This window comes from Nocardia sp. IBHARD005, from assembly GCF_052814245.1.
In genome coordinates this window covers 5098979-5124414 of record NZ_CP199935.1, presented here as the reverse complement: position 1 = coordinate 5124414, position 25436 = coordinate 5098979, and the positions used below count along the sequence as shown (strand labels likewise).

At 69.6% G+C, this 25436-nt stretch carries 20 protein-coding genes; 10 read left to right on the top strand and 10 right to left on the bottom strand.

Annotated features, from left to right (window positions below; genetic code table 11):
• Positions 1 to 34 precede the first annotated feature (34 nt).
• Positions 35 to 1255, top strand: coding sequence for a DUF418 domain-containing protein (locus ACTWPB_RS24110; protein WP_446222819.1), 1221 nt, complete (start codon positions 35 to 37; stop codon positions 1253 to 1255).
• A 30-nt stretch (positions 1256 to 1285) separates the two neighbouring features.
• Positions 1286 to 2449 (top strand): DUF418 domain-containing protein, encoded by a 1164-nt coding sequence (locus ACTWPB_RS24105; protein ID WP_446222818.1) that lies wholly within the window; start codon positions 1286 to 1288, stop codon positions 2447 to 2449.
• On the opposite strand, the gene ACTWPB_RS24100 is transcribed toward ACTWPB_RS24105, so the two are convergent.
• Positions 2432 to 3106: a class I SAM-dependent methyltransferase gene (locus tag ACTWPB_RS24100; protein WP_446222817.1), complete on the bottom strand. Its 675-nt coding sequence runs from the start codon at positions 3104 to 3106 to the stop codon at positions 2432 to 2434. The genes ACTWPB_RS24105 and ACTWPB_RS24100 overlap by 18 nt on opposite strands.
• A gap of 255 nt (positions 3107 to 3361) precedes the next feature.
• Positions 3362 to 4033, bottom strand: a complete 672-nt coding sequence (locus tag ACTWPB_RS24095; RefSeq protein ID WP_446222816.1) for a TetR/AcrR family transcriptional regulator — start codon at positions 4031 to 4033, stop codon at positions 3362 to 3364.
• A gap of 91 nt (positions 4034 to 4124) precedes the next feature.
• On the opposite strand from ACTWPB_RS24095, the gene ACTWPB_RS24090 reads away from it, so the two are divergent.
• From ACTWPB_RS24090 to ACTWPB_RS24075, 4 genes are all read left to right on the top strand, one after another.
• Positions 4125 to 5594, top strand: a complete 1470-nt coding sequence (locus tag ACTWPB_RS24090) for an MFS transporter (protein ID WP_446222815.1) — start codon at positions 4125 to 4127, stop codon at positions 5592 to 5594.
• Positions 5595 to 5826: 232 nt separating this feature from the next.
• A complete protein-coding gene (locus tag ACTWPB_RS24085; RefSeq protein WP_446222814.1) occupies positions 5827 to 6477 on the top strand; it encodes an urease accessory protein UreF in 651 nt (216 codons plus the stop codon).
• Positions 6478 to 6505: 28 nt separating this feature from the next.
• On the top strand, positions 6506 to 7213 hold the full coding sequence (gene ureG, locus ACTWPB_RS24080; protein ID WP_446222813.1) for an urease accessory protein UreG: 708 nt from the start codon (positions 6506 to 6508) through the stop codon (positions 7211 to 7213).
• Positions 7203 to 7871, top strand: a complete 669-nt coding sequence (locus ACTWPB_RS24075; RefSeq protein ID WP_446222812.1) for an urease accessory protein UreD — start codon at positions 7203 to 7205, stop codon at positions 7869 to 7871. Before ureG ends, ACTWPB_RS24075 begins: the two co-directional genes overlap by 11 nt.
• Before the next feature lie 60 nt (positions 7872 to 7931).
• Here the strand turns inward: ACTWPB_RS24075 and ACTWPB_RS24070 are convergent, their stop codons facing one another.
• From ACTWPB_RS24070 to ACTWPB_RS24055, 4 genes are all read right to left on the bottom strand, one after another.
• A complete protein-coding gene (locus ACTWPB_RS24070; protein ID WP_446222811.1) occupies positions 7932 to 8711 on the bottom strand; it encodes a hypothetical protein in 780 nt (259 codons plus the stop codon).
• Positions 8712 to 8916: 205 nt separating this feature from the next.
• Positions 8917 to 10341 carry an NAD(P)/FAD-dependent oxidoreductase gene (locus tag ACTWPB_RS24065; RefSeq protein WP_446222810.1) on the bottom strand — a complete coding sequence of 475 codons (1425 nt, stop codon included), beginning with the start codon at positions 10339 to 10341 and terminating at the stop codon, positions 8917 to 8919.
• Positions 10342 to 10499: 158 nt separating this feature from the next.
• Complete coding sequence (locus ACTWPB_RS24060; protein ID WP_446226462.1) at positions 10500 to 11393, bottom strand: tat pathway signal sequence; 894 nt, start codon at positions 11391 to 11393, stop codon at positions 10500 to 10502.
• An 86-nt stretch (positions 11394 to 11479) separates the two neighbouring features.
• The gene (locus tag ACTWPB_RS24055; RefSeq protein WP_378627280.1) at positions 11480 to 11686 is read right to left on the bottom strand and encodes a hypothetical protein; all 207 of its coding nucleotides are present in this window, start codon (positions 11684 to 11686) and stop codon (positions 11480 to 11482) included.
• Between the two features lie 189 nt (positions 11687 to 11875).
• Between ACTWPB_RS24055 and recC the strand changes: the two genes are divergently transcribed.
• The 3 genes from recC to ACTWPB_RS24040 are packed head-to-tail and all read left to right on the top strand — an operon-like array spanning position 11876 to position 20788.
• Positions 11876 to 15283 (top strand): exodeoxyribonuclease V subunit gamma, encoded by a 3408-nt coding sequence (recC, locus tag ACTWPB_RS24050; RefSeq protein ID WP_446222809.1) that lies wholly within the window; start codon positions 11876 to 11878, stop codon positions 15281 to 15283.
• The gene (locus tag ACTWPB_RS24045; RefSeq protein WP_446222808.1) at positions 15280 to 18642 is read left to right on the top strand and encodes a UvrD-helicase domain-containing protein; all 3363 of its coding nucleotides are present in this window, start codon (positions 15280 to 15282) and stop codon (positions 18640 to 18642) included. The genes recC and ACTWPB_RS24045 overlap by 4 nt, the downstream gene beginning before the upstream one ends.
• A 52-nt stretch (positions 18643 to 18694) precedes the next feature.
• Entirely contained in the window at positions 18695 to 20788 is a 2094-nt protein-coding gene (locus tag ACTWPB_RS24040; RefSeq protein WP_446222807.1) for an AAA family ATPase, read from the top strand.
• Between the two features lie 57 nt (positions 20789 to 20845).
• Here the strand turns inward: ACTWPB_RS24040 and ACTWPB_RS24035 are convergent, their stop codons facing one another.
• Positions 20846 to 21037, bottom strand: a complete 192-nt coding sequence (locus tag ACTWPB_RS24035; protein ID WP_446222806.1) for a hypothetical protein — start codon at positions 21035 to 21037, stop codon at positions 20846 to 20848.
• Positions 21001 to 22890 carry a DUF4153 domain-containing protein gene (locus ACTWPB_RS24030; protein WP_446222805.1) on the bottom strand — a complete coding sequence of 630 codons (1890 nt, stop codon included), beginning with the start codon at positions 22888 to 22890 and terminating at the stop codon, positions 21001 to 21003. The genes ACTWPB_RS24035 and ACTWPB_RS24030 overlap by 37 nt, the downstream gene beginning before the upstream one ends.
• Between ACTWPB_RS24030 and ACTWPB_RS24025 the strand changes: the two genes are divergently transcribed.
• Entirely contained in the window at positions 22889 to 23482 is a 594-nt protein-coding gene (locus ACTWPB_RS24025; protein ID WP_446222804.1) for a hypothetical protein, read from the top strand. The genes ACTWPB_RS24030 and ACTWPB_RS24025 overlap by 2 nt on opposite strands.
• 158 nt (positions 23483 to 23640) lie before the next feature.
• Here ACTWPB_RS24025 and ACTWPB_RS24020 read toward each other — a convergent pair whose 3' ends face one another.
• Together ACTWPB_RS24020 and ACTWPB_RS24015 are read right to left on the bottom strand one after the other, a co-directional pair.
• Positions 23641 to 24645 (bottom strand): HAMP domain-containing sensor histidine kinase, encoded by a 1005-nt coding sequence (locus ACTWPB_RS24020; RefSeq protein ID WP_446226461.1) that lies wholly within the window; start codon positions 24643 to 24645, stop codon positions 23641 to 23643.
• 26 nt (positions 24646 to 24671) lie between these two features.
• Positions 24672 to 25373, bottom strand: coding sequence for a response regulator (locus tag ACTWPB_RS24015; protein WP_446222803.1), 702 nt, complete (start codon positions 25371 to 25373; stop codon positions 24672 to 24674).
• Positions 25374 to 25436 lie beyond the last annotated feature (63 nt).

Below are 25436 nucleotides of genomic sequence, written 5' to 3'. Positions count from 1 at the left end.
GAATGTGACCGATCCGCGTGCGTACGCTCGGTGCATGGCAGACGCACTCGGAACACGCTCGCCCGCAGTGCGATCCGGATCGCGTCTCGCCGAGCTCGATATCCTGCGTGGGTTCGCCCTGTTCGGGATTCTGATCACCAACGTGGTCGTGGCGACCACGCTGTGGTCGGCGGTAGGCACTCGCGAGCATCCGGTACTGCGCTTCGGTGGCACCGTCGATCTGCTGGTGCGCGCCACCGTCGACGCACTGTTCGCCGGGCGGTTCTATCTGCTGTTCGCGTTCCTGTTCGGCTATTCGTTCACGCTACAGATCGCGGCGGCCCAGCGTGCGGGGGCTTCGCCGGTGCGGCGGTTGCTCCGGCGGTGTGCCGCGCTGATGGTGATCGGGCTCGTGCACGTCTACCTGTTGTGGATCGGGGACATCCTCACGCTGTACGCGTTCCTGTGCCTGACGTTGATCGCGCTGCGCAAGTTGCGGCCGCGGACCGCGGTGATCGTCGGGGTAGTGCTGTACGTGACATGGTCGGCGTGGACCTTTCTGCCGGGCCCTACCGGTGTTCTCGCGTTCGGTGAATTCGTCGACCTGCCCGCGATATCGGCCGACTACACCGCGGACTTCGCGTCGACGTTCGCCGCGCAGACCGCCCTCGCGCCGGCCTTCCTGCTGCTGATCTGGTTCAGTCAGGGCGTACCGAGTCTGGCGATGTTCCTGATCGGCATGGCGGCGGGCAAACGAAACCTGTTTGCGGACCCGGAGACGTTGCGCCGCTGGTCCTTTCGCGCACTCACGCTCGGCTTCGGCCTCGGCTTGCCGATCTCGGCGATGACCTTCGCCGAGTCGATGACCTGGTGGGACGCCCCCGCCGCGATCCACGGCCTCCAATTCCTGGTGAATCCGGCGATGACGTTCGCCTATGTCGCCGCGATCCTGCTGGCAGCACAGTCCGCAGGGCTTGGCCGCTGCACGGCCCTGCTCGCCCCGGCCGGGCGCATGGCCGCCACCAACTACATCGGTCAGTCGATCGTCCTGATGCTCGTCTACACCGGCTACGGCCTCGCCCTCGCCGACACCATCGAACCACTCGCCGTTATCGCGATCGCCCTACTCACCTTCGCCGCCCAGCTCTGGCTCAGCGCGTGGTGGTTGCGCGGTCACCGCTACGGCCCGGTGGAGTGGTCGCTGCGCGCCGCGACCTACCTGACGCTCCCGCCGTGGCGGCATCGGCCCGAACGGCACGCTCCGCCCGGCGCATAAGGTGCCGATTCGGCGCTCTACCGTTGTCGCGTGCTCGACGTCTCGGATCCGCCCGCAACGAAACCCGTCCACCGGATCACCGAGCTCGACACCCTGCGCGGGTTCGCGCTGCTTCCGATCCTGATCTGCAATGCGGTCGCCGCCGTCAGCCAATGGGCGCCGGACCGTGCGAATTCGAGCGGCGATCACCTGGTCCTCGCGACAGTGGACGCGCTGTTGTCCGCGCGGTTCTATCCGATGTTCGCGTTCCTGTTCGGTTATGCGTTCACGCTGCAGGTGAGGGCCGCGAAACGGGCCGGTGCCTCGCCGGCGGCACGGTCACTGCGGCGCTGCGCCGCGCTGATGGTCATCGGTCTCGCGCACGTCTTCTTCCTCTGGGACGGTGACATTCTCACCTTGTATGCCGCCCTCGGCCTGATCCTGATCGCGGTTCGCGCGCTCGGTCCGCGGACGGCCGCCCTCGCTGGTGTGACGCTGTTGCTGATCGGGGCGGTCGGCGTCGTGCCCGGCCTGACACCCGGCGACGGACTTCGGATGCCAGAGGTGGGGGCCGCCTATACCGGCACTGCCGCCGAAACCTTTTCCGCCCAGCTCGCCGTCGCGCCCACCGCACTGTTACTGGTGTGGTCCGCCGGGGCGATGCCGAGCCTGGCCATGTTCCTGCTCGGCATGTCCGCGGGCAGACTGAACCTGCTCGAGCAGTCGAACATGGCGCGTACCTGGGCTTTACGAGCTCTCGTAGTGGGACTGTGTACGGGACTGCCCGTTTCAGCGCTCGGTTTCGCGGCGACGATGGGGTGGTGGACATCGCCGCCCTGTCTGGTCGGGATCCAGACGCTGGTGAATCCGCTGATGACCTTCGCTTACCTCGCCGCTGTGGTGCTGGCGGCGCGGTCGGTACGGACGGGTCGTTACTGCGGCGTGTTCGCGCCCGCGGGCAAGATGGCGGCCTCGAACTACATCGGGCAATCGATCGTGCTGATGGTCGTCTACACCGGCTACGGTTTCGCCTTCGCCGACGATGCGTCGCTCGGCGTCGTGATCGCGATCGGCCTGATCACCTTCGCCGCCCAACTCGGGCTCAGCGCCCGGTGGCTGAGTCGCCACCCGTATGGGCCGGTGGAATGGGTCCTGCGTGCTGCGACCTACTGGACCATCCCTGCCTGGCATCAGCAGTCAGTCGGCGGCGGGTGACAGGCGGTGGAATTCGGCCCGCCAGCGGTTCAGGCCCGAGGCGTCGTGGCGAGGGATGGATTCCACACGGACCTGGGTCAGGTCGGGGGCGGTGAACGAGTCGATGTCGCCGCGGGTGAGGGGCCATGGTGGGCCGGTGGTGGCGGGGGTCTTGCTGATGTCGGCGATGACGAGCAGGGTCGCGCCGGGCGCCAGGAGGTCTCGGATGCTGGTGATGGCAGGGGCGCGGACATCCAGGGGCAGCGATTGGACGGTGATCGACTCGATCACCAGATCGAAGGCATGGCGCCAGGACGGTGGCGGGTTGAGCAGGTCGGCGACCTTGTAGGTGACGGGGGACTGCGGGAAGCGGGCCCGCGCGCCGCGGATCGCGGTAGGCGAGACATCGAAGGCCGTGGTTCGGATGCCTTGGGAGGCAACGAATTCGGCGTCGGTACCGTAACCGCAGCCGATCACCAGGCCCCGCATCCCCTGCGGTAGGGAGACGGCGCGGAGCCAGTCCACCAGCAGGGGATTGGGAACGTCTCGATCCCACGGAACCACCGAGGTCCCCGCCGCGGCCTCGGCATAGAGCGGTTCGAACCATCCGGTCGGATCGTTCGCGGCCAGTGCCTGCGCGGCGAGGCGACGATCGGCGGACGGCTGCGCGTCGGTCATAGGTCCAGTCTTCACCACCGAGGACCGCCGTGTCGTCCGACATTCGGCGACTCGCCAGACGGTCAGTGATCTGGTCGATTGATCACTAGGTCCTGGTGGTGGAAATTCCGGCCGGATCACCACCGCCAGCGCCTGATGATCTTGAAGCGGCTAGGGGGTGCCTGTGGTGGCGCGGGATTTCGAGGGCGTGGTGGGTGGTTGTGGCCTCGGTGAGTGCGGGGCGGAACAGGCCCGTGGCGGCGGCGCTGCTCGAGGTCAAGCTCGGCGGGCAGCGCGCGCGGCGAAACCGTCGCAGAGGGCTTCGAGGCCGAGGAACAGCAGGTCCTCGGAGGTCAGGTCGCTCACCCCCGCGCCTTCGAGGTCGGCCAGCGCGGGCGGCACGGGGAAGGAGGGTGTGCCCTCGAGGAGATCGCGCAGGCCATTGGTGTCGTCGGTGGCGGTGCGCTTCTCGGCCAGTAGCGCGCCGCCGACCACCGGCAGGCTGGCGCCGGAGATGTAGTTCCAGACCGAGAACCCCATCGTGGTGGCCTCGCGGGTCGACACGTCGAGTTCGCGCAGGCCCTCGACCAGCCAGGCCAGGCTCGTCAGGCCCTGCGGGCCGAAGCTGTAGCGGGGGACCGCGAAGGTGAGCAGCACCCAGGGATGCTGCTGGTAGAGCTGCCAATCGATCTCCGCGGCGATGCGCACCCGGTCGCGCCACGTCCACCCTCGGCCGACCGGATCGGGGTAGGGGTGGCGGGCGGCGATCTCGTCGGTCATGGCCGCGATGAGTTCGTCCTTGTTCGCCACGTGCCGATACAGCGACATGGTGCCCACATCGAGGCGGTCGGCGATGCGGCGCATCGATACCGCGTCGAGTCCGTCGGCGTCGGCGAGGGTGATCGCGGCGTCGACGATCGCGGTGCGGGTGAGCTTCGCCTCAGTCATCCCATGACTCGCTTTCGTAATGCAACCTTCATGCGTACACTGTACCCAGATCCCGCGTACGGTGTACGCACATTGTGGAAGGATATCGGAAATGACGAAGCTGGACCCGGCGGTGCCCACCGCGGTCGCCGGTGGCCGCCGCGCATGGCTCGGATTGGGCGTGCTGCTGCTGCCGGTGCTGCTGGTGTCGATGGACATCTCGGTCCTCTTCCTTGCCATGCCGACCCTCACGGCCGACCTGGATCCCACCGCGTCACAACAACTCTGGATCCTCGACATCTACGGGTTCATGCTGGCGGGTCTGCTCATCACGATGGGCAACCTCGGCGACCGGATCGGCCGACGCAACATCCTGCTCGTCGGCGCCGCCATCTTCGGCATCGCGTCGGTGCTCGCCGCGTTCGCGCCCACCGCGCCGATCCTCATCGCAGCCCGCGTATTGATGGGCATCGGCGGTGCGACGCTGCTCCCGTCGAGCTTGGCGCTGATCTCCACCCTGTTCCCCAACGCACGGGAACGGGCCACCGCGATCGGCATCTGGACCGCGTTCTTCGCCGGTGGTTCGGCGATCGGGCCGATCATCGGCGGTGTGCTGCTGCACCACTTCTGGTGGGGCTCGGTGTTCCTGATCAACATTCCGGTGCTGGCGATTCTGCTGATCTTCGGGCCGATCCTGCTGCCCGAACACCGTTCGGTCGCGCTGGGGCCGATCGATCTGCCCAGCGTCGCGCTGTCGATCGGCGGCATCCTGCCGTTGATCTACGGGATCAAACACATCGCCGCCGAAGGCCTGGACGCGGTATCGCTGGTGATCGCGGTGATCGGCGTCGGGCTGCTCGTGCTGTTCGTGCGCAGGCAGCGTCATCTCGCGCAACCGCTGCTCGACCTGTCGTTGTTCACGCGGCCGTTGTTCCGGGTGGCGATCGGGGCGAGCATGGCCGGCATGATGTCGCTCGCCGCGATGAGCTACCTGACCAGCATCTACCTGCAGTCGGTCACCGGACATGACCCGCTGGCCGCCGCGCTGCTCGGCATTCCGATGGCGATCGCGGTGTTCGTGTGCTCGATGAGCGGCGCGCGCCTCGGGCTGCGGCTCGGCGTGCGGGCGACGTTCACACTCGCGCTGATGCTGTCGGCGATCGGCAACCTGATGCTGCTGGGCGTCGGTGTCGACGGCGGCCTTGGTTGGTATGTGGCGGGCTCGGTGATCGCCGGTATCGGGTACGGCTTCTCGTTCACGCTGGTGTCGGATGTCGCGGTGTCGGCGGTGCCCGCCGAGCGGGCGGGTTCGGCGGTCGGGATCTCGGAAACGAGTTTCGAACTCGGCAATGCGCTGGGTCTTGCCCTGCTCGGTTCGGTGGCCGCGCTGGTGTTCCGCTCCGGCGGCGACTTCGGCGAGACCCTGGGCGACACCCTCCTGCAGTCGTCCGGTGACGAGGGGCTGATCCGCGCGGCCCGCGAATCCTTCGTCAGCGGAATGCACCTCGCGACCGCGGGCGGCGCCCTGCTGCTGATCGCGATGGCGGCGCTGGCCTGGCGCTCGGCCCGCACCACCCGCTGAGACGACACCCTGCGGCATCGCACGCCGCTCGAACAGGTCTCGACGCTCGACGCTCGCCGGAGCCGGAGCCGGAGCCGGAGCCGGAGCCGGAGTCGGGGTTGGGGTCGGGGTCGGTGACGGGGTCGGTGACGGGGTCGGTGACGACCACCGGGTGGGGCGATCGCTGCCACTGTGTGGGTTGATGGTCAGCCTTACCCGGCGGACGCCCAGGTCGGTTGCTTAGGATCGTCGGATGCGTAACGACGGTGCGACGGGCCTGGCGACATTGCTCGCCCTGGCCGATTCGCGCCTGCCCATCGGTGGACACGTACACTCCGGTGGCGTCGAGGAAGCTGTGTCGTCGGGGTTGCTGCGCGACAACGCGAGTGTGGAGTTGTACCTACGGCGCCGCGTCGCGACCTCGGGACTGGTCAATGCCTCGCTGTCGGCCGCGGTCTGTGGCGGGACGCTGACTCCCGAACGCGCCGAACTCGAAGCCGACGCCCGGACGCCATCGCCTGCCGCGCGGGCCGCTTCCCGCGCGCAGGGGCGTGGTCTGCTCCGCCTGGCCAAACAGCTGTGGCCGCACCATGACTGGGCCGCGGCCGGTACCCGTCCACACCTGTCCACGGTGTTCGGCATGGTCGGTGCCGCCTGTGGCGCGAGCACCGAACAGCTGGCGGGCGTCGTCGTCTACACGACGCTCACCGGCGCCGCCACCGCCGCGCAACGCCTGCTCGCCCTCGACCCCGCCGCCATCGCCGCGAGCACCATGCGCCTGGCGCCGCTGTGCGACCGGATCGCCGGCGAGGCCGCTACCGGGCTCGCCGCATTGTCCGATCCACTGCAGGACGCGCTCGCCGAACGTCACCTCCACCGCGACATGCCGTTGTTCGCGTCCTGACCCCTGAACCCGAGAAGAAGGAGCCCCCATGCCTCCCCATCTGATCGATGGCGAACCGCACGACCACCGCCACGACCGGCCCAAGCGCGACCGCGCCGCCGGTGATGCGCTGCGCATCGGCATCGGCGGCCCGGTCGGCTCGGGTAAGACCGCGCTGGTCGCTGCCCTGTGCAGGCAACTGCGCGATGAGCTGTCCCTCGCGGTGCTGACCAACGACATCTACACCACCGAGGACGCCGACTTCCTGCGCCGCCACGCCGTGCTGCCCGACGAGCGGATCACCGCCGTGCAGACCGGTGGCTGCCCGCACACCGCCATCCGCGACGACATCACCGCCAACCTCGACGCCATCGACGACCTCGTCGCGGCCAACCCGCCGCTGGACCTGATCCTGGTGGAATCCGGCGGCGACAACCTCACGGCCACTTTCTCTTCCGGCCTGATCGACGTGCAGATCTTCGTCGTCGACGTGGCCGGTGGCGACAAGGTGCCGCGGAAGGGTGGCCCCGGCGTCACGTTCTCCGACCTGCTCGTGGTGAACAAGACCGACCTCGCCCCGCTGGTCGGTGCCGACCTGGGCGTGATGGAGCGCGACGCCGCCAAGGTCCGCGACGGCCGTCCCACCGCACTGGTCTCTTTGACCGACGACCCGGCCGCCACCCCGGTCCTGGCCTGGGTGCGCGAACAACTGCGGGTCGCCGCCGAACAGGACGCGGCGACCGGCGTTGCGCACTGAACTGAGCATCGTCGCCGCACCGGGCAGACTGCCCCGCATCGACGCGGTCGGCGGCCTGGCCGGGCGGCACACCGGCATCGACACCGTGCACCTGATCGGCACCGCGGCCACCCCGCTCGGCGGCGACGAACTCGACATCACCATCATCGTGCGCCCCGGCGCGCGGCTGGTGGTCCGGTCGGTGGCGGCGACGATCGCCCTACCGGGCGCGGACACCGCGATGTCGAACGCGCACTGGCGTTTCGAGGTCGGCGAGGACGCCGAACTCGACTTCGATCCGGAACCGACGATCGTGGCCGGTGGCGCACACCATCACACGGTGACCACGGTGGGGCTGGCACCCGATGCGCGCCTGCGGCTGCGTGAGCGGGTGCAACTGGGCCGCAGTGGCGAGGACGGCGGCGGGTGGCGCGGTGATCTGCTGGCCGATATCGGTGAGGTGCCGTTGCTGCGGCACCGGCTCCAACTCGGCGCGGGTTCGTCGACCGACGACCGGCTCACCGCACCGCGCGCGCTCGAGGGCGAACTGGTCTACCCGGATGACCGTCCGGCCTGGTCGGGGAGTATGGACGAGGTTCGGCTCCCGCTGGCCGCGGGTGGATCGCTTACCACCCGCACGAGTAGCCGACTCCGCGCGCTCGCGATCGCCAACCCATAGCGGATGAAAACGGCGGTGGGAGCCGGGCAGAAAACCCGACTCCCACCACTGGGAATTCGATCAAGCGCTGACGAGCTCGGCGTCGGAATCGGTGGCCTCGGGGACCATCCCACGCGGCGGCGCGAGGAAACCGCTCGCCGCACCCACTGCCGCTCCGATGCCGGCACCGACGACCGTGACGGGGATCGACACGGCCATGTACGCGGCCATGCCGCCCAGGATCGGGCCCGCGACCAACCCGATCGGCACGAACGGGATACCGGCGATGAGCCCGGCCACCGCACCGCCCGTGCTTGCCATCATCGCGAACGGGATCGCCACGGTGGAACCGACCGCCGCGCCCCGTGCCGCCGAACCGAGGGTCTCGGACGCGATCCGGTCCGAGCGGCTGCGCTCGAGCCCGACCGAGTCGAGGAACGTCGCCAGGTTGGCCTCGGTCGTGGCCGCAGCGTCGTTGATCTGGATCGAGGTATCGAACGGCACGAAGTCCGGCACCGGAACCTGCTGGTCACCGAAGCGGAACTGCCCCGGCGGGGGCATGATCGGCGGCACCGGCGCGACCGCGGTCGGCGCGTGCAGCGGACCCACCGGAGACAGGTAATCCATTTCCGGCCCCGTCCGCGACCACTGCAGCGAGCTGCGGGTGTTCGCGGGCATCGGCTTGCCCACGTAAGGGGTGGCGTTGGGCGCCACCGCGTCGAACTCCTGTCCGGCCTGATGTTCGGGCTGGGTCACCGCCGCCTGCGCGGGATCGGCATTCGCGGTGCCCGTGCCGATCAGGGCCATGACCAGGGGTACCGCTCCGGCTGCGACGACCGAACCTACCTTCTGTCGCTGCAAGTTCGGCGCCCTGTGTTTCCCCGTCGCCATAGATCACCTTTCATCCTGGGGATTGGTCACACATATGACCTCCGACATTCGCACCGGTGCTCGACTCGGATGGGTCCGAAACGTCGGCAACCCGCAATAGCGGTATGCGGAAAGGTAACTGGAACGACGAAGGCCGGATGGTTCGACAGAACCACCCGGCCTTCGTTGAGCTGGGTCAGCCGATCTTGCGCTGTTGCGCGGTGAGTGGTTCGGCGGTGGCAGGCGGCGGCGCGCCCACGTCGGCCGCGAGTTCGTTGGCCTCCGCCTGATCGGCGTTGACCTCCTCGATCGCGAGCCGCGCGAAGATCCACTGCTCGGTCGCCGCCATCTGACCGCGGTTGCGGCCTAGGAACGACACGAACCAGCCGATCACGGTGACGATCCGGCTGCGGTAACCGACCAGGTAGTACAGGTGCAGTGCCAGCCAGGCGAGCCAGGCCAGGAATCCGCTGAACTCGAGCTTGCCGATCTGACAGACCGCGTCGAACCGCGAGATCGTGGCCATCGAGCCCTTGTTGAAGTACTTGAACGGCGCACGCTCTTCAGGGGTCTGACCCTTGAGCCCGGCCTTGATGGCCTTGGCCGCGTAGGTCGAACCCTGGATGGCACCCTGCGCCTGCCCCGGCACGCCGGGCACCGACATGAGGTCGCCGACCACGAATACGCTCGGATGACCCTTGACGGTGAGGTCGGGCTCCACGATGACGCGCCCCGCCCGATCCACCTCGGTGCCGTCGGAGCGTTCGGCGATCATCTTGCCCAGCGGGCTGGCCTGCACGCCCGCCGACCACACCTTGCAGACGGCCTCGATCCGGCGGGTGGTGCCGTCGGCGTCCTTGACGATCACGCCGTGCGCGTCGACATCGGTCACCATGGCGTTGAGCTGGATCTCCACGCCCATCTTCTCGAGCCGCTTGGCCGCCTTGGCACCCAGCTTGGGCCCCATCGGGCCGAGCACCGCGCCCGCGCCTTCGAGCAGGATGACGCGCGCGTCGCGGGGATCGATGGTGCGGAAGGTGCCGTCGAGGGTGCGGTCGGCGAGTTCGGCGATCTGCCCGGCCAACTCCACCCCGGTCGGGCCCGCGCCGACGACGATGAACGTCATCAGCCGGTCGCGCTCTTCCTGGGTGGTCGCCAGCTCCGCCTGTTCGAACGAGCCGAGAATGCGCGCGCGCAGCTCGAGCGCGTCGTCGATGGTCTTCATGCCGGGCGCGTAAGTGGCGAAGTGATCGTTGCCGAAGTACGACTGCTGGGCACCGGTGGCGACGATCAGGCTGTCGTAGCCGGTCACGGTCTCGCGGTTGAGTAGTCGCGAGGTGACCTTCTTGTTCGTCAGGTCCACGTCGATGACGTCGCCGAGCAGCACCTGCGCGTTCTTCTGCTTGCGCAGCACCAGCCGGGTGGCCGGGGCGATCTCGCCGGTCGAGAGGATGCCGGTGGCCACCTGGTAGAGCAGCGGCTGGAACAGGTGGGTCGACGTTTTGGAGATGAGTGTGACGTCGACATCGGCTTTGCGCAGATGCCGGGTACCGAACAAACCGCCGAACCCGGAACCGATCACCACAACGTGGTGCCGCTTCCCGACAGACTCAGTGCTCATCGTCGCGCTCCTCGACAGACTGGGGCGGACCCCGCGGTGGTGGTGACAGGGTTAACCGTAGTCGGCTCCGGTTGTGACGTCGCAACAAGAACCCGATCGCGGTGTGTAGACGCGTTGTCTCATCGGACGACGAGATCGACAATACGGGATGCGCCGAATCAGCGACCTGCGAGAAGAACCTCGGCCACCCTGGTGTCGGTCTCGGCGCCGTCGGTGTAGCCGCCTGCTCCGCCGAGCGCGTTCATGATCGACAGCGTGTACCGCTCGCCGGGGCCCGCGACGCCGACCGAGTTGACCACCCAGCCGTCGGTTTCTGCCGACCAGCCGTTCTTCAGGCCGGGCCGCATCGACGCACCCGCGCCCCACACGCCCCAGTGCTGGTTGGAGTCGACCGAGCGCATCCGGTCGAGCAGGTAGGCGAGATCGTCGGGGTGCATGGTGTCGAGGATGGTGTTCATCAGCCGGTCCAGGTCGGCGGCCGTGCACTTCTGGAACGACCAGTCCGGGAACAGCGCGGTGGTGGTCGGCTGCGGGATCAGGCTGACCATGCCGTAGGCACGGAACGCGTTGTTGTAGGCCATCCGGTCGAAGCCGATGTACTTGTTCCACAGCACGTCGGTGGCGTGGTCGTTGGAGGTGGCCAGCATCGCCTCGATGTTGAAGCGGTCGTCGGGGGACAGGCCGATGGCGCCGACGCGGGCCCGGTTGAGCAGGTCGGCGGCGATGGCCAGCTTGATCGTGGACGCGGTCCAGACCTGGTTCTCGGCGTGTTCGCTGGCGTAGATGCCGCCGGTCTTGCGGTCACGCAGCACGTAGCCGACGGCACCGGGGCGGCCGGCGAGGTAGGCGTCGGCGCGCGCTATCCGGGCGCTCATGTCGGCGTCGAATCCCTGCACCGACACCTGGGTCAACGCCGGCGGCGCGGCATGGGCCGGAGCGAGGACAAGGACGCCCGGAGTGAGGACGGCGGCGGCGGCGAACAGGCAGGCAGTTGCTGCGACCCGGGAAACGACACGGGTGGAAGGAGAACGGTCACGCACGAGGGACCACACTCGCACACCGAACGCTCGAGCGCACAACTTCACCGCAAATCCGGCCCCCGGGCGACAGCGCTGTTGCGGCGCACGGGAATTGCCGGTCAATGATGCGCGGCGTGCGGTGTGGCGATGGTGCAGCCGTTGAGGCGATGGCAGTGCTCGAACGCTTCGCCGTGCCGGTCCAGCGGCCACGAATGCAGTACCTGATCAGGTCCGTAGCGCCGGGAATTGATCAGCTCCCAGCGCGCGCCCACTCGGCGGACGATGAAGCCGCCACCGGGAACCAGGGGAAACACCTGCGCGATCATGAAACGAAACCAGCCTTTCGCCCGCGGCCGTACTGTCCCACCCGAACGGCAACGATCCCACGGTCGGCGTCGAGGGTGCCGCAGGCGTGGCCGGGACGCGTTGCGGTGTGGCGTATTTCACTAGCCCGGTCCAGTGGTGGTGGCGGGGCCGCGCGATTGCGGGTCGGTCGCTGGGCGTATAAACAACGGATGCCGTTGCACCTCCATCGCGCCGAACGCGCCGACGCGCTGGCCGACGGACTCGGGCGTTTGCTGGGGGCAGTTCCTGCCGATCCTTTCGTGACCGACGTGGTCGCGGTTGCGGCCAAAGGGGTGGAGCGCTGGTTGGCGCAACGGTTGTCGGGTGTGCTCGGTGTGGTGGGCGCCCGGGGCGGCGTCGGGGATTCCGGATCCGGTGTGGCGGGTGCCGGTCGTGGCCCGGTCGGTGACGGGGTAGCCGCGAATATCGCCTTTCCCGCGCCCGCGGCGCTGGTGGCCCAGGTGCTGGCCGGTGCGAGTGGGGTCGCGCCCGCCGACGATCCGTGGGCCGGTCAGCGACTGGTGTGGACGCTGCTGCGGGTGATCGACGAGGTCGTCGATCAGCCCTGGGCAGCGGTTCTGGCGCGACATCTCGGTGTGCCGGGGGCAGATCACCGAGTCGGCAGGCGCTACGCCACCGCCGCCCACCTCGCCGCGCTGTTCGACTCCTACGCCGCCCAACGTCCGCGGGTGCTGCTCGACTGGGCCGCGGGCGCGGACACCGACGGCGCGGGCGGGCCGGTACCCGACGATCTCGCGTGGCAACCGCGGTTGTGGCGCGCGCTGCGCACAGCGGTCGATGCCCCGAGCCCGGCCGAACGACTCGCGCCCGCCTGCGCCCGCCTGCGCGCCGATCCCGCCTCGGTCGATCTGCCCGAGCGACTCTCTGTTTTCGGCCTGACCCGACTCCCCGCCGACCAGCTGGCCGTCATCACCGCCCTCGCCGCGCACCGCGACGTCCACCTCTGGATGGCGCACCCCAGTCCGGCCATGTGGGCCGCGCTCAGCGATGCTCGGGCGGTCGCCGACGGGGTAGCCGAAGTCGGTGCGGCGGCTCGCCCGCGCGCCGGCGACCACACCGCGGACCTGGTTTCCCACCCCCTGCTCTCGGGGCTGGCCCGGGATGTGCGGGAGCTGGGACAGCGCCTGAATCCGGTGCTGGACAGCGATATTCACCTACCCGATGAGATCGCCACGCACTCGCTACTCGGTGTCGTCCAGGCGGCCGTGCGTGCGGACAGCGTCCCCGAAACGGGTGCGGTGCCGGACGGGAGTGTCGAGGTCCACGCGTGTCACGGCCCGGCGCGGCAGGTGGAGGTACTGCGGGATCTGCTGCTGCGCACGTTCGCGGCGGATCCGACGCTCGAGCCGCGCGACGTGCTGATCATGTGCCCCGACGTGGAGGCGTTCGGGCCGCTGGTGCGGGCCGTGTTCGGCCAGCGCGGCACCGGCGTCGACCTGCCGGTGGAGGGTGAACACCCGGCGCATCAACTGCGGGTGCGGCTCGCCGATCGCGGGCGGGCGGTGACCAACCCGATGCTGGCCGTGGTGATCGAGCTGCTCGAACTGGCCGACGGGCGCGTCACGGTGACGCAGGTACTCGACCTGGCGGCGAGCGAAACCGTGCGCCGCCGTTGCGGATTCGACGACGACGACATCGAACGGCTGCGCGAGTGGGCGGCCGAGTCGGGCGCGCGGTGGGGGATCGGGCAGCGTCAGCGCGAGGCGTTCGGCCTCGCCGATTTCGCGCAGAACACCCTCAATGCCGCGGTGGACCGCATCCTGCTCGGCGTCACCGCCGACGAATCCGGCGACGACTGGCTCGATCTGGCGCTGCCACTCGACGATGTCGACTCCAATGACGTCGACCTCGCGGGCCGCTTCGCCGAGTTCATCGACCGGCTCGCGGTCTGCCTGCGTGACCTGCGCGGCCCCCGGCCCGCCGCCGAATGGACCACGGTGCTGCTGCGGGCCGTCGAACTGCTCACCGATGTGCCCGTCGCGCATTCGTGGATCCGTACCGAAGCGCGCCGCGAGATCGTCGCCGCCACCGAACACGCGGGTGCCACCGGGCTGCGGCTGGCCGATGTGGCGGTTCTGCTGACCAGTCGCCTGGCAGGCGGCCCCGGCCGCGCGAACTTCCGCACCGGCGAACTCACCGTGTGCACCCTCGTTCCGATGCGGTCGGTACCGCACCGCGTGGTGGTGCTGCTCGGCCTCGACGACGATGTCTTCCCGCGTCCCGGCAGCGTCGACGGCGACGACCTGCTGGCCCGCGACCCGCTGGTCGGCGAGCGCGATGCGCGCAGCGAAGACCGCCAGCTTCTCCTGGACGCCATCATGGCGGCTGGGGACACGCTGCTGGTCCTGCACACCGGTGCCGACCCGGTCACCGGCGCCGCCCGCCCGCCCGCCGTCCCGGTGGCCGAACTCCTCGACGTGCTCGCCACCCAGGTGGGACCGGCAGCCATGGATGCCGTCCACATCCGTCATCCGCTGCAAGCCTTCGACCGCCGCAACTTCGCCCCCGAGAATCCTCGCAGCTTCGACATCGTCGCCCTGGCCGGTGCGCGCGCCGCCGCTCGCCCGTCACGACCGCGCCCACCGCTGCTCACCGCGCCGCTGCCGCCCGCTCCCGTCGCCGATGTCGCACTGGCGGAACTGATCTCGTTCGCCGAACACCCGGTGCGCGCGTTCCTGTGGCAGCGACTCGGCCTGCGGGTGCCCGAAGAATCCGAGGACATCGCCGATCAGCTCCCGATCGAACTCGACGGCCTGGCGAAGTGGGACCTCGGCGAACGAATGCTGACCGCGCGCCTCACCGGAGCCGATCCGGCGGGCCTGCGTGCCGCCGAATGGCGCCGGGGAACGTTGCCCCCCTTCAGTTTCGGGGCCAAGGTGCTCGACGAAGTGGAGGGCACGGTCGACACCCTCGTCCGCACCGCGCTACCCGACTACCAGGCACCGCCGCGTGCCGTCGACATCGCCATCGACCTCGGTAACGGCCGTACTCTCGCAGGCACGGTGCCGGAGGTCCGCGGCGAGACACTGGTGCGCACCACCTATTCGCGTCTGGCACCGAAACACCGGCTCGCGTCCTGGGTGTCGCTGCTGGCCCTGGCCGCCACCGAAGACCGATCGTGGCAGGCGATCAGTACGGGACGAGGTCAATTCCGCAGCAGACCGGTGGCCAGATCGGTGATCACGGCACCCGAAGCGCCTGCCGCACTGGCCATCCTGCGTGATCTGGTCCGGTTGCGCGAGGAAGGACTGTGCGAACCGCTGCCCTGCGCGCCCGCCGCCACCGCGGCCTACGCCGAGCGCCGGTTCCGCGGTGACAGCGTCGCCGACGCCCTGCTCGCCGCCGAACACGCCTTCGACGGCGGCCCCAACGGCCCCGGCAAGTTCGGCGACCACACCGACCGCTACCTGCGCTACGTGTGGGGCCGCGCACCCCGATTCGCCGGTCTCGCCACCGAACCCAGCCGACCGGGCGAGCCGGAGAGCACCCACTTCGGTGCGCTCGCGCGCCGCTGGTGGGCGCCGCTACTCGTCGCCGAAAGTCAGGAACAGCCGTGACGGGGACCGTATCGGCGCCCACCGCCTTCGACGCCACCGGGCCGCTGCCGCAGGGCACCGTCGTGCTCGAGGCCAGCGCGGGCACCGGCAAAACGCACGCCATCGTCGGGCTCGCGGTCCGCTACGTCGCCGAGGCGGGCATCGCGATTACCGAGTTGCTCCTCGTCACGTTCAGCCGCGCCGCCACCCAGGAACTGCGCGAACGCACCAGAGACCGTTTCGTCACGGTGGCGACCGCGCTCGCCGAGCCCGATACCGCACGGCACCACCAGGACGAACTCGTCCGGGCGATGGCCGACACCGACCCCGCGACCGTGCGTCTGCGCAGGCACCGATTGCTCACCGCCCTAGCCGATTTCGACGCGGGCACCATCGCTACCACCCACTCGTTCTGTCAGCGGATGCTCGACGAACTCGGTCTCGCCGGTGAACACGACCCGGGTGCCCGGCTGGTCGAATCGGTGGACGACCTCGTCGCCACCGTCGCCGACGACCTGTACCTGGCCCGCTACGCCCGCGACCGCGCCCCCTTCACATTGCGCGACGCGCACACCCTGGCGCTGGCGGCGGTCCACGATCGGCACGCCGACCTCGCGCCGCGCACCGACGGCGCGGCGGGGGAGCGCGTCGCCTACGCGAGCGCCGTGCGCGCCGAGACCGAACGCCGCAAACGCCGTGCGGGACTGCGTGATTTCGACGATCTGCTGGTGCTGCTACACGATGTGCTGGCCGACCCCGAACACGGGCCGCGCGCCTGCGCCCGGATCAGGCAGCGGTACCGGGTGGCGCTGGTCGACGAGTTCCAGGACACCGATCCGTTGCAGTGGGACATCCTGCGCCTGGCCTTCCACCAGCACGCCACCCTGGTGCTGGTCGGCGACCCGAAACAAGCCATCTACGCCTTTCGCGGCGCCGAAGTGCTCAGCTACCTCGACGCCGTGGCACTGGCGGATCGACGCAGCGAACTCACCCGCAACTGGCGCAGCGACGCCGGACTGCTGCGCGCCATCGACCACCTGTGTGGCGGTGCGGAATTGGGTCACCCCGAGATCAGCGTGTACCCGGTCACGCCGACACGGCCGACGACCCGCCTGCACGGTGAACCGGACGCGATCAGCCCGCTGCGCCTTCGGGTGCTGCCGCGAACCGGGGCCGGTCCGCGCAATCGGTCGGGGTTCCCTTCGGTGGGCAGGCAGCGGGCCAAGGTAGCCGACGACCTGGCCGCCGATATCGTCACCCTGCTCGAATCCGGCACCGCCATCGACGCCAAACCCATACGCGGCGGCGATCAATCGCTGTGCGAAGTGGGCGACGGCCGGGTACGCAGACCGATCGGGCCCGGCGATATCGCGGTGCTGGTGCGCACCCGGTCCCAGATCGATGTGGTGCGTGCGGCGTTGGACCGGGTCGGGGTCGCCTCCGTCCTGGCCGGTGGCACCAGCGTCTTCGCGACCGTCGCCGCGACCGATTGGCTGTGGGTATTGCGTGCCCTGGAACAACCGCATCGCGGTGACCGGGTGCGGCTGGCCGCGTGCACACCGATCCTCGGCGTGACCGCCGTCGAGATCGACTCGGGCGGTGCGGATCTCGTCGGCCGGGTCTCCACCCAGTTGCGCGACGCCGCGCGATTGTTCGCGCGCGCCGGATTCGCCGCCGTGTTCGACAAGCTCGCCACCGAAACCGACCTCGCGCCGCGCCTGCTCGCGGTGGACAACGGCGAACGCGAACTCACCGACCTGCGCCACCTCGCGCAGCTGCTCGACGAGGTTGCGGTGGCCGAGGGCCTGGGCCTGACCGCGCTCACCCGCTGGCTCGCCGACCGTGTTCGCGACCCGGAGGCAGGCAGTATCAGCGGTCGCAGCCGCAGGCTCGATCGGGACGCGGCGGCAGTGCAGATCGCCACCGTGCACGCCAGCAAGGGCCTCGAATTCCCCATCGTCTACCTGCCTTTCACCTGGGACAGCGCCAAGAATCCGTATCCTGCGACGCTGCTGTTCCACGACGACAACGGCACCAGGGTCCTCGATATCGGCGGCAAGGAGGCACCCGGTTACGGCGAGCGTCAATTGCGCTGTGAGGCCGAGGAATCGGGAGAGGAACTGCGACTGCTGTATGTGGCGCTGACCCGGGCGATGTGCCAGGTCGTCGCGTGGTGGGCGCCCGCGGTGACCACCGGCGCCGCGCCGCTGCACCGGATGATGCTGGGCAGACGGCCCGGTTCGGCGCAGGTACCGCGCCGGGCGGAGATTCCCGCTGACACCGCTGCGGCGCAACGGATTTCCGAGTGGGCTGCCGGCGCCTCGGACGCGATCTCGGTGACCATGGTCGATCGCCCCGAGGACGTGGCGCCCCGGCGGGTGCGCACCGAGCTGCCGACCGGTGAGCTGGCGGCCGCCGGGTTCACTCGCGCGCTCGACCAGCAATGGCGGCGCACATCGTATTCGGCGCTCACCGCGGGCGCGCACGACGCCCCGGGAACGATTGACTCCGAACCCGAGGACGGCCCAGGTCCTGACGACGAGCCGACCGAGGCGCCGGTCGACGCCCTGACCGGCAGCACGGCCGCCCCGTCGTTGATGAACGACCTGCCCTATGGCGCCGAGTTCGGCACACTGGTCCACGGGGTGCTCGAAACGGTCGACACCTCGGTGCCCGACCTCGCCGCCGAGGTTCACCAACGGTGCGTCGAGGCGGTCGAGCACACGATGGCCGAGCTCGATGTCGACGTCCTGTCCTCAGCGCTGCTCGAAGTCCTGCGCACCCCAGCCGATTTCGGTTCGCTGGCCGCGATCGCGACCCGTGACCGGCTCAACGAACTGGAATTCGAGCTGCCACTCGGTGGTGGCGATACGCCCGGTGCTCGCTCGGCCGGGATGCACGAAATCGCCACACTGCTGCGCACCCACCTGCCCGCCGACGACGATCTCGTCGGCTACGCCGATCATGTTGCCGCACTGCCCGATACGGTGCTGCGCGGTTATCTCACCGGCAGCATCGACGCGGTCTTGCGGGTACCCGATGACACGGGCGAGCTGCGCTATCTCATCGTCGACTACAAGACCAACCGGCTCGGCACCGGGGACCTCACCGTCGAGCACTATCGTCGCGACCACATGGTCGCGGAGATGATCCGCTCGCACTATCCGCTGCAAGCGCTGCTGTATGCCGTTGCGCTGCACCGTTATCTGCGCTGGCGGCTGCCCGGTTACGACCCCGCCCGCCATCTCGGCGGTGCCAGATACCTGTTCGTGCGGGGCATGATCGGCACGGCGACCCCACCGGGGCACGGTGTATTCGATTGGCATCCTTGCGCGGAACTCGTTGTTGCGCTGTCGGACCTACTCGCGGGGCAACGATGAGAAGGGTGTCGACGCCCCGGCGAGTGGTGCGGGCAACTGGGAGGCACCGATCATGACGTCTATTCAGGTGGCACAGCGGGGGACCGGGCTGCTGCGGGTGTTCAACGAAGCCGGCGTGCTGTCCGCGGCGGACGTGCACGTCGCGGTGCGGTTGGGTCGGATGGGCCGCGAGGACAGCGAGGACGTGCTGTTCGCGGCGGCCCTGGCCGTGCGCGCGGTGCGCTCCGGATCGGTGTGTCTCGAGCTGGCCCGGATGCGCGAGATCGGCATCGACGCCGACGAAACGCGTGACGGCGCAACGGGAATCGACCCGGCGACCCTGCCGTGGCCGGATACCGATCGGGTACTCACCGCCCTACGTCGCAGTCCGCTGATCTGCGGTGGGCAGTCCGGTCCGCTGCGCCCGTTGCGGATCGTCGAAGCCGACGCCGAGGGTGGCGCGCTGCTCTACCTCGACCGGTACTACCAGCAGGAACAAACCCTGCGGCGAGTGCTCACCGAACGCAGTGCCGACCACCCGGCGATCGATACCGAACTCGTTCGCGCACAGCTGGATCGGCTCTTCGCCGAGCTCCCCGGCGACGGCCCCGACCGGCAACGACTGGCCGCCGCACTGGCCGCGACCCACTGGACCACCGTCGTCGCCGGTGGTCCGGGCACCGGCAAAACCCACACCATCGCCCGCATCCTGGCCCTGCTCACCGCCCACCGCAGCGCCTCGCCGAAGTTGCCCCCCCTGCGTATCGCCCTCGCCGCACCCACGGGCAAGGCAGCGGCCCGCCTGCAGGAAGCGGTGCGCGAACAAGCCCCCGTCTTCGGCCTGCCCGAACTCACCGCCTCGACCCTGCACCGACTGCTGGGCTGGCAACGCGGCCGCACCACCCGATTCCGCCACCACGAACACAACCGGCTGCCCTACGACGTCGTCGTGGTCGACGAGACCTCGATGGTGTCGCTGACGATGATGAGCCACCTCTTCTCCGCTCTGCGCCCCGATACCCGCCTTGTCCTCGTCGGCGATCCCGACCAGCTGGCCTCGGTCGATGCGGGTGCGGTGCTGGCCGATCTCGTCGCCGGGCCGGTCAGCGGCGCGCCGAACCCGGCGCTTCGTGCGGTGCTCGGCCTCGATCTCGGGGGATCGCGGACGAGCCCGTCAACCGCTCCTGGCGACGGAGCAGGCTGGGAGATGCCGGGCGAGCGCGGTGCGGACCGAGTATCGGGGGCTGGCGGCGTGGCCGACATTCCCGGCCGGGATCCGATGGGTTCGATTCCCGGCGTGGCCGAGGCGCCGGGGGTGGGGTCCGAGATATCTGCTGGGTTGCCGGTGAATCCAGCAGCGGCGCAGTCGCACTCGTTGACGGCCCTCGAACAGCGGCGGCTGCAGGGTGGGATCGTCCGGTTGACCAGGGGCAGGCGGTTCGGCGGGCATATCGCCGACCTGGCGGTCGCGGTCCGCGCGGGCGATGCCGATGCGGCGCTGGCTATTCTGCGGGCGGGCGGCGACGACGTGTCGCTGTGCACCTCCGACGATATCCGCGCTGTGCGGGCGGACGTGACAACCGGCGCCCTCGCCGTCACGGCCGCTGCCGAGGCGGGCGATGCGATCGGCGCACTGACCGCGCTGGAATCACACCGCTTGCTCTGCGCGCACCGCCAGGGCCCCTTCGGTGTCGAACGCTGGGACCGGATGGCAGCCGACTGGGCCGCGGCCGGTGGCGCGGGACCCGAAGGGCCGCAATCGGTCTGGTACCCCGGCCAGCCCCTGCTGGTCACCGCCAACGATCACGAGGCCCGCATCTACAACGGTGACACCGGTGTCATCATCCGCCGCCCCGACGGCTCCTTGCGCGCGGCCATCCAGCGCGGCAGCGAGCCCTACCTGGTCCACCCGACGCAATTCCCGGCGGTCGTCACGGTTTTCGCCATGACCATCCACCGCAGTCAGGGCAGCCAGTACGACACCGTCTCGGTCGTGCTGCCCGAACCCGAATCCACGCTGCTCACCAGGGAACTCCTCTACACGGCCATCACCAGGGCCCGGACCCACGTCCGCATCATCGGCACCGAGGACTCCATTCGTGCCGCGATCGGCCGCCGCGTTCTCCGAGCCAGCGGGCTTTCCAGAACCGTTGCGCCACAGGGATAGTGGGATGTGACGCGATCGACGACCGTGCTCGTGGATCAGTGGCGGTATCGAGAACTGTCAGTCCACCGGATAGTCGTAGGTGTCGTGATGGACGACCGCGTCCAGTAGGGCGGTATCGAGAAGTGTGGTCAGCGGATCGTCGGCCTGGAGTGAGCCGTTGTGACGTCGCGGGCCGCGGTCGCCCGTGGTGGAAAGTGACCGCGGCCGCGCGGTCAGCGCGCTGAGCTGCGGGACCAGTTCCACGACCACCAGTGGTCCTCGTCCAAGTCGTAGAGGACGGTGGCTTCGATTGCTGTGCGGAGGTACTGATCATCCAGGTCATTCAGAGCTGGGAGGATGTCAGGGGAGAGGGCGCTCAGGTAGTCCGTGTCCAAGCGGCCGCTGGTGTGCCATCGGTCGATATTACGCTCGGCGACAAGGTGTTCCGGGTTGAGCAGCGCCAGGGCGATGAGCGTGCCGAGTGCGGTGCCGATCGCGGCGCGCGGCACCCAGTTCCAGCGCAGTCGCGCGATGGCGACCAGCACGAGGACGTAGACGAGGCCGACCCAGAGCTCACACGTCGTCACCAGCAGACGCAGCACGGTGAATCCGTAGGCCTGCTGGTAGGTCCACATCCGGCCGAGTGCGGAGCACGCGATGACCAGCGCCAGCACGCTCGCCGCGCTCAGCAGGACGCGCAGCGACCGGCGATCGGCGGCGGTGTCCTGCACCGACCAGTGCAGTACCGCCAGGATGACGGCCAGCGTCAGGATGCTCACCGCCGACAGCTGCCAGAAGCCACTGCGCGCGTACTCGGCGTAGGTCAGACCCGCTGTTCGCTGCACGTAGTCGTCGCCACCGAACAGGGCAACGAACTGAGCGCCGACGAACACCGCGAACAACACGGTCAGCGCCCCGACCGGCAGCATCCACTCACTGCGCGACCACAGCCGTTGCGGCCGCACCGAATCCGCCGCGCTCGCAGGCGGGCCCGCGAGCAGATACAGCGCTCCGAGCACGCCCACCGTGACAGCTACGAACAAGAAGGTCCACTGCCATGCTGCCGGACCGTCCACGGTCGGAACAAGCCCGTTCAACAGCCCCGCGAAGGTCGCATCCGCTCCGCCGAGCAGCGGCACGAACACCACCAGTAGCGCCGCCGTCACCGCTACGGAAACCCCGTATCGACGCACCGTCGAGGTGCCAACGGACCGCGACTCCCGCAACCCCGAGAACGCCCACGGCGCCGCCCCGAACGCAGCCAGCGGCACCGCGAACATGTCGTGCGCGATCCCCCGCACACTCCGTCGTCCCAACACCGCCAACGACCCGGCGACACACGCCGCGATCACGCAGAGAACGAACAACCACTCCGCCGCCCGGACCGTCCCCACCCCCAGCAGCGCAATCGCCGCTGCCGCCCACCAGACCCGATCACCGATCGAAACGGCTTGGGCGGCAACCTCATTCGACGACGTTCCGCGGTCGGTGGTGGGCGCCTTCGCGGTAACCTCGCTGCGGCCGGCCACAGCCGAATCAGCAGTCTTCGCAGCAGGTCTCGCGGACTTCACGCCGATGTCGGCCGTGCCGACCTGAACCGCGGCCTGGTCGCTCGTCGGGTCGGCCGATCGACCGATGGGCGGGTGTCCGTCGCTGGTCGCGGCGTTCGCAGGCGCGGCCTTGTCGCCCAGGCCGGTGTCTACCGCGCGGCCCGACTCGGAACCTCCGGAGACCGCCGCGACCTCGTCGGTGTGCGGCGCCGCGACATCGTCCGGTACTGAACGCGACAGTGGTTCGGCAGGTTTCGCACCGGTGCGCTCGGCCGCGGTCGGCGCTGTCGTGGACGGGGTGGTCGTAGATGATGTTCCGGCCGGCGGGGCGGATTCCGGTGAGTCCTCCGCGGATGCCCTGCGGGAACGTGCGCGGTAGTCCACCGCACAGAGCGCGCCGGTGATGGCGGTGCCGGCGATGAGCCAGCCGATGCCGGGACGGTCCACCGGGATCACCGTGGCGCCGACGATGCCGGCCAGGGCGGCGGCTGGAAGGACGCCGGGCGGGCGGGCTACGCACTGCCAGCGCCTGGGCACCGGCGGTAGCGGAGGCGGCATTGCGGGTAGTGCCATGGAACTCGCCGACGGCTTGGAACTCGGCGACGACATGCTCGGCCACGCTGCGGTCTGCCGGCCCGCGGTACCCGGCTGCACCCGGCTGTTCTCGTGGCGCACGGCAAGCAATGTGGCCAACGGTACCGAGCCATCCTCGGCGGGCTCGACGGGTGCGGCGGGCTCGGCGGGCGCGGATGGTGCGGATGGTGCGGATGGTGCGGCGGGCTCGGCGGGCTCGGCGGGCGCGGATGGTGCGGCGGGCGCAGTTGGCGCGGATGGTGCGGCGGGCATGGATGGTGCGGATGGTGCGGATGGTGCGGCGGGCTCGGCGGGCTCGGCGGGCGCGGATGGTGCGGATGGTGCGGCGGGCTCGGCGGGCTCGGCGGGCGCGGATGGTGCGGATGGTGCGGATGGTGCGGCGGGCTCGGCGGGCTCGGCGGGCGCGGATGGTGCGGCGGGCGCAGTTGGCGCGGATGGTGCGGCGGGCATGGATGGTGCGGCGGGCATGGATGGTGTGGCGGGCAAGCCATCTGCGGCGGGCGACGTCGTGTCCGGTGATGGGCTGACCGACGCTGCGGCCTTGGCGAGGGCGGGTTCGGCCGCGGGCTGATCGGCACCCGTCTGCACAGCGGACTTCAGGCTCTCGGTAGCGCCCTGATCAGGTGTCGGTGCTTCGGATATCGGTGTGTCGGACATGGGTTTCCCCTCCTGGAGGTGTGCGGATGCATCCCGGGACCGAAGTGCCGGGAGGGTGATCTGGATGTTGGGTCAGTCCGGGAGGACGACGCGGATGCGGGAGCCGGGGTCGGCGACGGCGATGGTGCCGCCGTGCAGGTCGATCACCCAGCGGGCGATGGCGAGACCGAGGCCGGTGCCGCCGCCGTCGGTGCGACCACCGCGGGTGAAGCGGTCGAAGACGGTGGCGCGCTCGGCTTCCGGGATGCCGGGTCCGTCGTCTTGGATCTCGAGGACGGTCCCCTCGGGGCAGGTTGACACCGAGACCCGGACCTCACCGCCGGACGGCCCGTGCCTGGCAGCGTTGTCGAGAAGGTTGAACAGCACCTGATGCAGGCGCGCCCGGTCGGCGAACACGCATCCATCGGCGGGTTCGACAGCAGTCGTGAACCGGACACCGCGGCCCAGCGCGGCGGTCATCACCTCGGCCTCGGCGATCACCTCCGCCAACAGCGGTGTCAGCGACAGGTTTTCGCGATCCAAGGTGAACGCGCCCGCTTCGATGCTGGACAGGTCGAGGAGTTCGGAGACGAGCAGGCCGAGACGTTCGGTCTGGGCCAGCGCGGTGCGCAGCGTCGCCGGGTCGGGTTCGCTCACCCCGTCGACCAGATTTTCCAGGACGGCATGCAGTGCGGTCACCGGTGTGCGCAACTCGTGGGACACATTGGCGATGAGGTCACGACGTTGCCGGTCGGCGGCGGCCAGGTCGGCGGCCATCTGGTTGAACGCGGTCGCGAGCTGGCCCACCTCATCGCGCGAGGACGCCCGCACGCGAAAGCTGTAGTCGCCCTGTGCCATTCGACGGACAGCGGAGGTCATTTCGCGCAGCGGCCTGGTGATGCCGTGGGCGAGGAACTGCGAGGTGAGCAGCGCGATCCCGATCGCGGCCACGGTCGTGCGCGGCGGCAGCCAGCCGATCTTCAGCCGGAAGTACCCGAATGCGACACCGCCCGAACACAACATCAGCACGGCCAGTTTGAGTTTGATCGACCGCAGCCGGTCCAGTGGCCGCGGCAACACCTCGGCGATCCGGTCCATCAACGCCGCGGCGCGCTCCGGCGCCGTCATCGTGCGTCCAAGGCATACCCGACACCGTGCACGGTGCGGATGAGATCGGCACCGAGCTTGCGCCGCAATGCTTTCACGTGCGAGTCCACCGCGCGCGTGCCCGCCGCGTCGGACCAGTCCCAGATGTCCTCCAGAAGCCGCTCCCTGGCCAGCACCGCTCGCGGACGTTGCGCGAGCCGGCTCAGCAAGTCGAATTCCAGTGGGGTGAGCCGTGCTTCGGTGTCACCGCGCCACACCCGCCGCTCGGCGAGATCTATCCGCAGATCACCGACGACGATGCTGTTGTCGCCGCGCTCGGCGGCCCGGTCCACGCGCCGCAACAGGGCGTGCACGCGGGCGGCGAGCACCCGCATCGAGAACGGCTTGGTGAGATAGTCGTCGGCGCCGACACCGAGGCCGATGAGCTGGTCGGTCTCGTCGGTGCGCGCGGTGAGCATGAGGACGGGCACGTGGCGCTCGGCTTGGATCCGGCGGCACACCTCCAGCCCGTCGAACCCCGGCAGCATGACGTCGAGGACCACCAGATCGGGTTCCCCCGCCAGGGCAGCCGCCACTGCGGCAGGCCCGTCGTGTGCCAGGTCGACGGTGAACCCCTCGGCACGCAACCTGGCGGCCACGGACTCGGCGATCGTCACCTCGTCGTCGACCACCAGGATCCGGCGTGCCGCCTGTCCTGGACCGCCCCCACTGTTTTCCATGGTGCGACCCTAGCGAGCCGGTGTGGAGGGTTGCGTCGCCAAATGTGGAGATTCTGTGCGGAG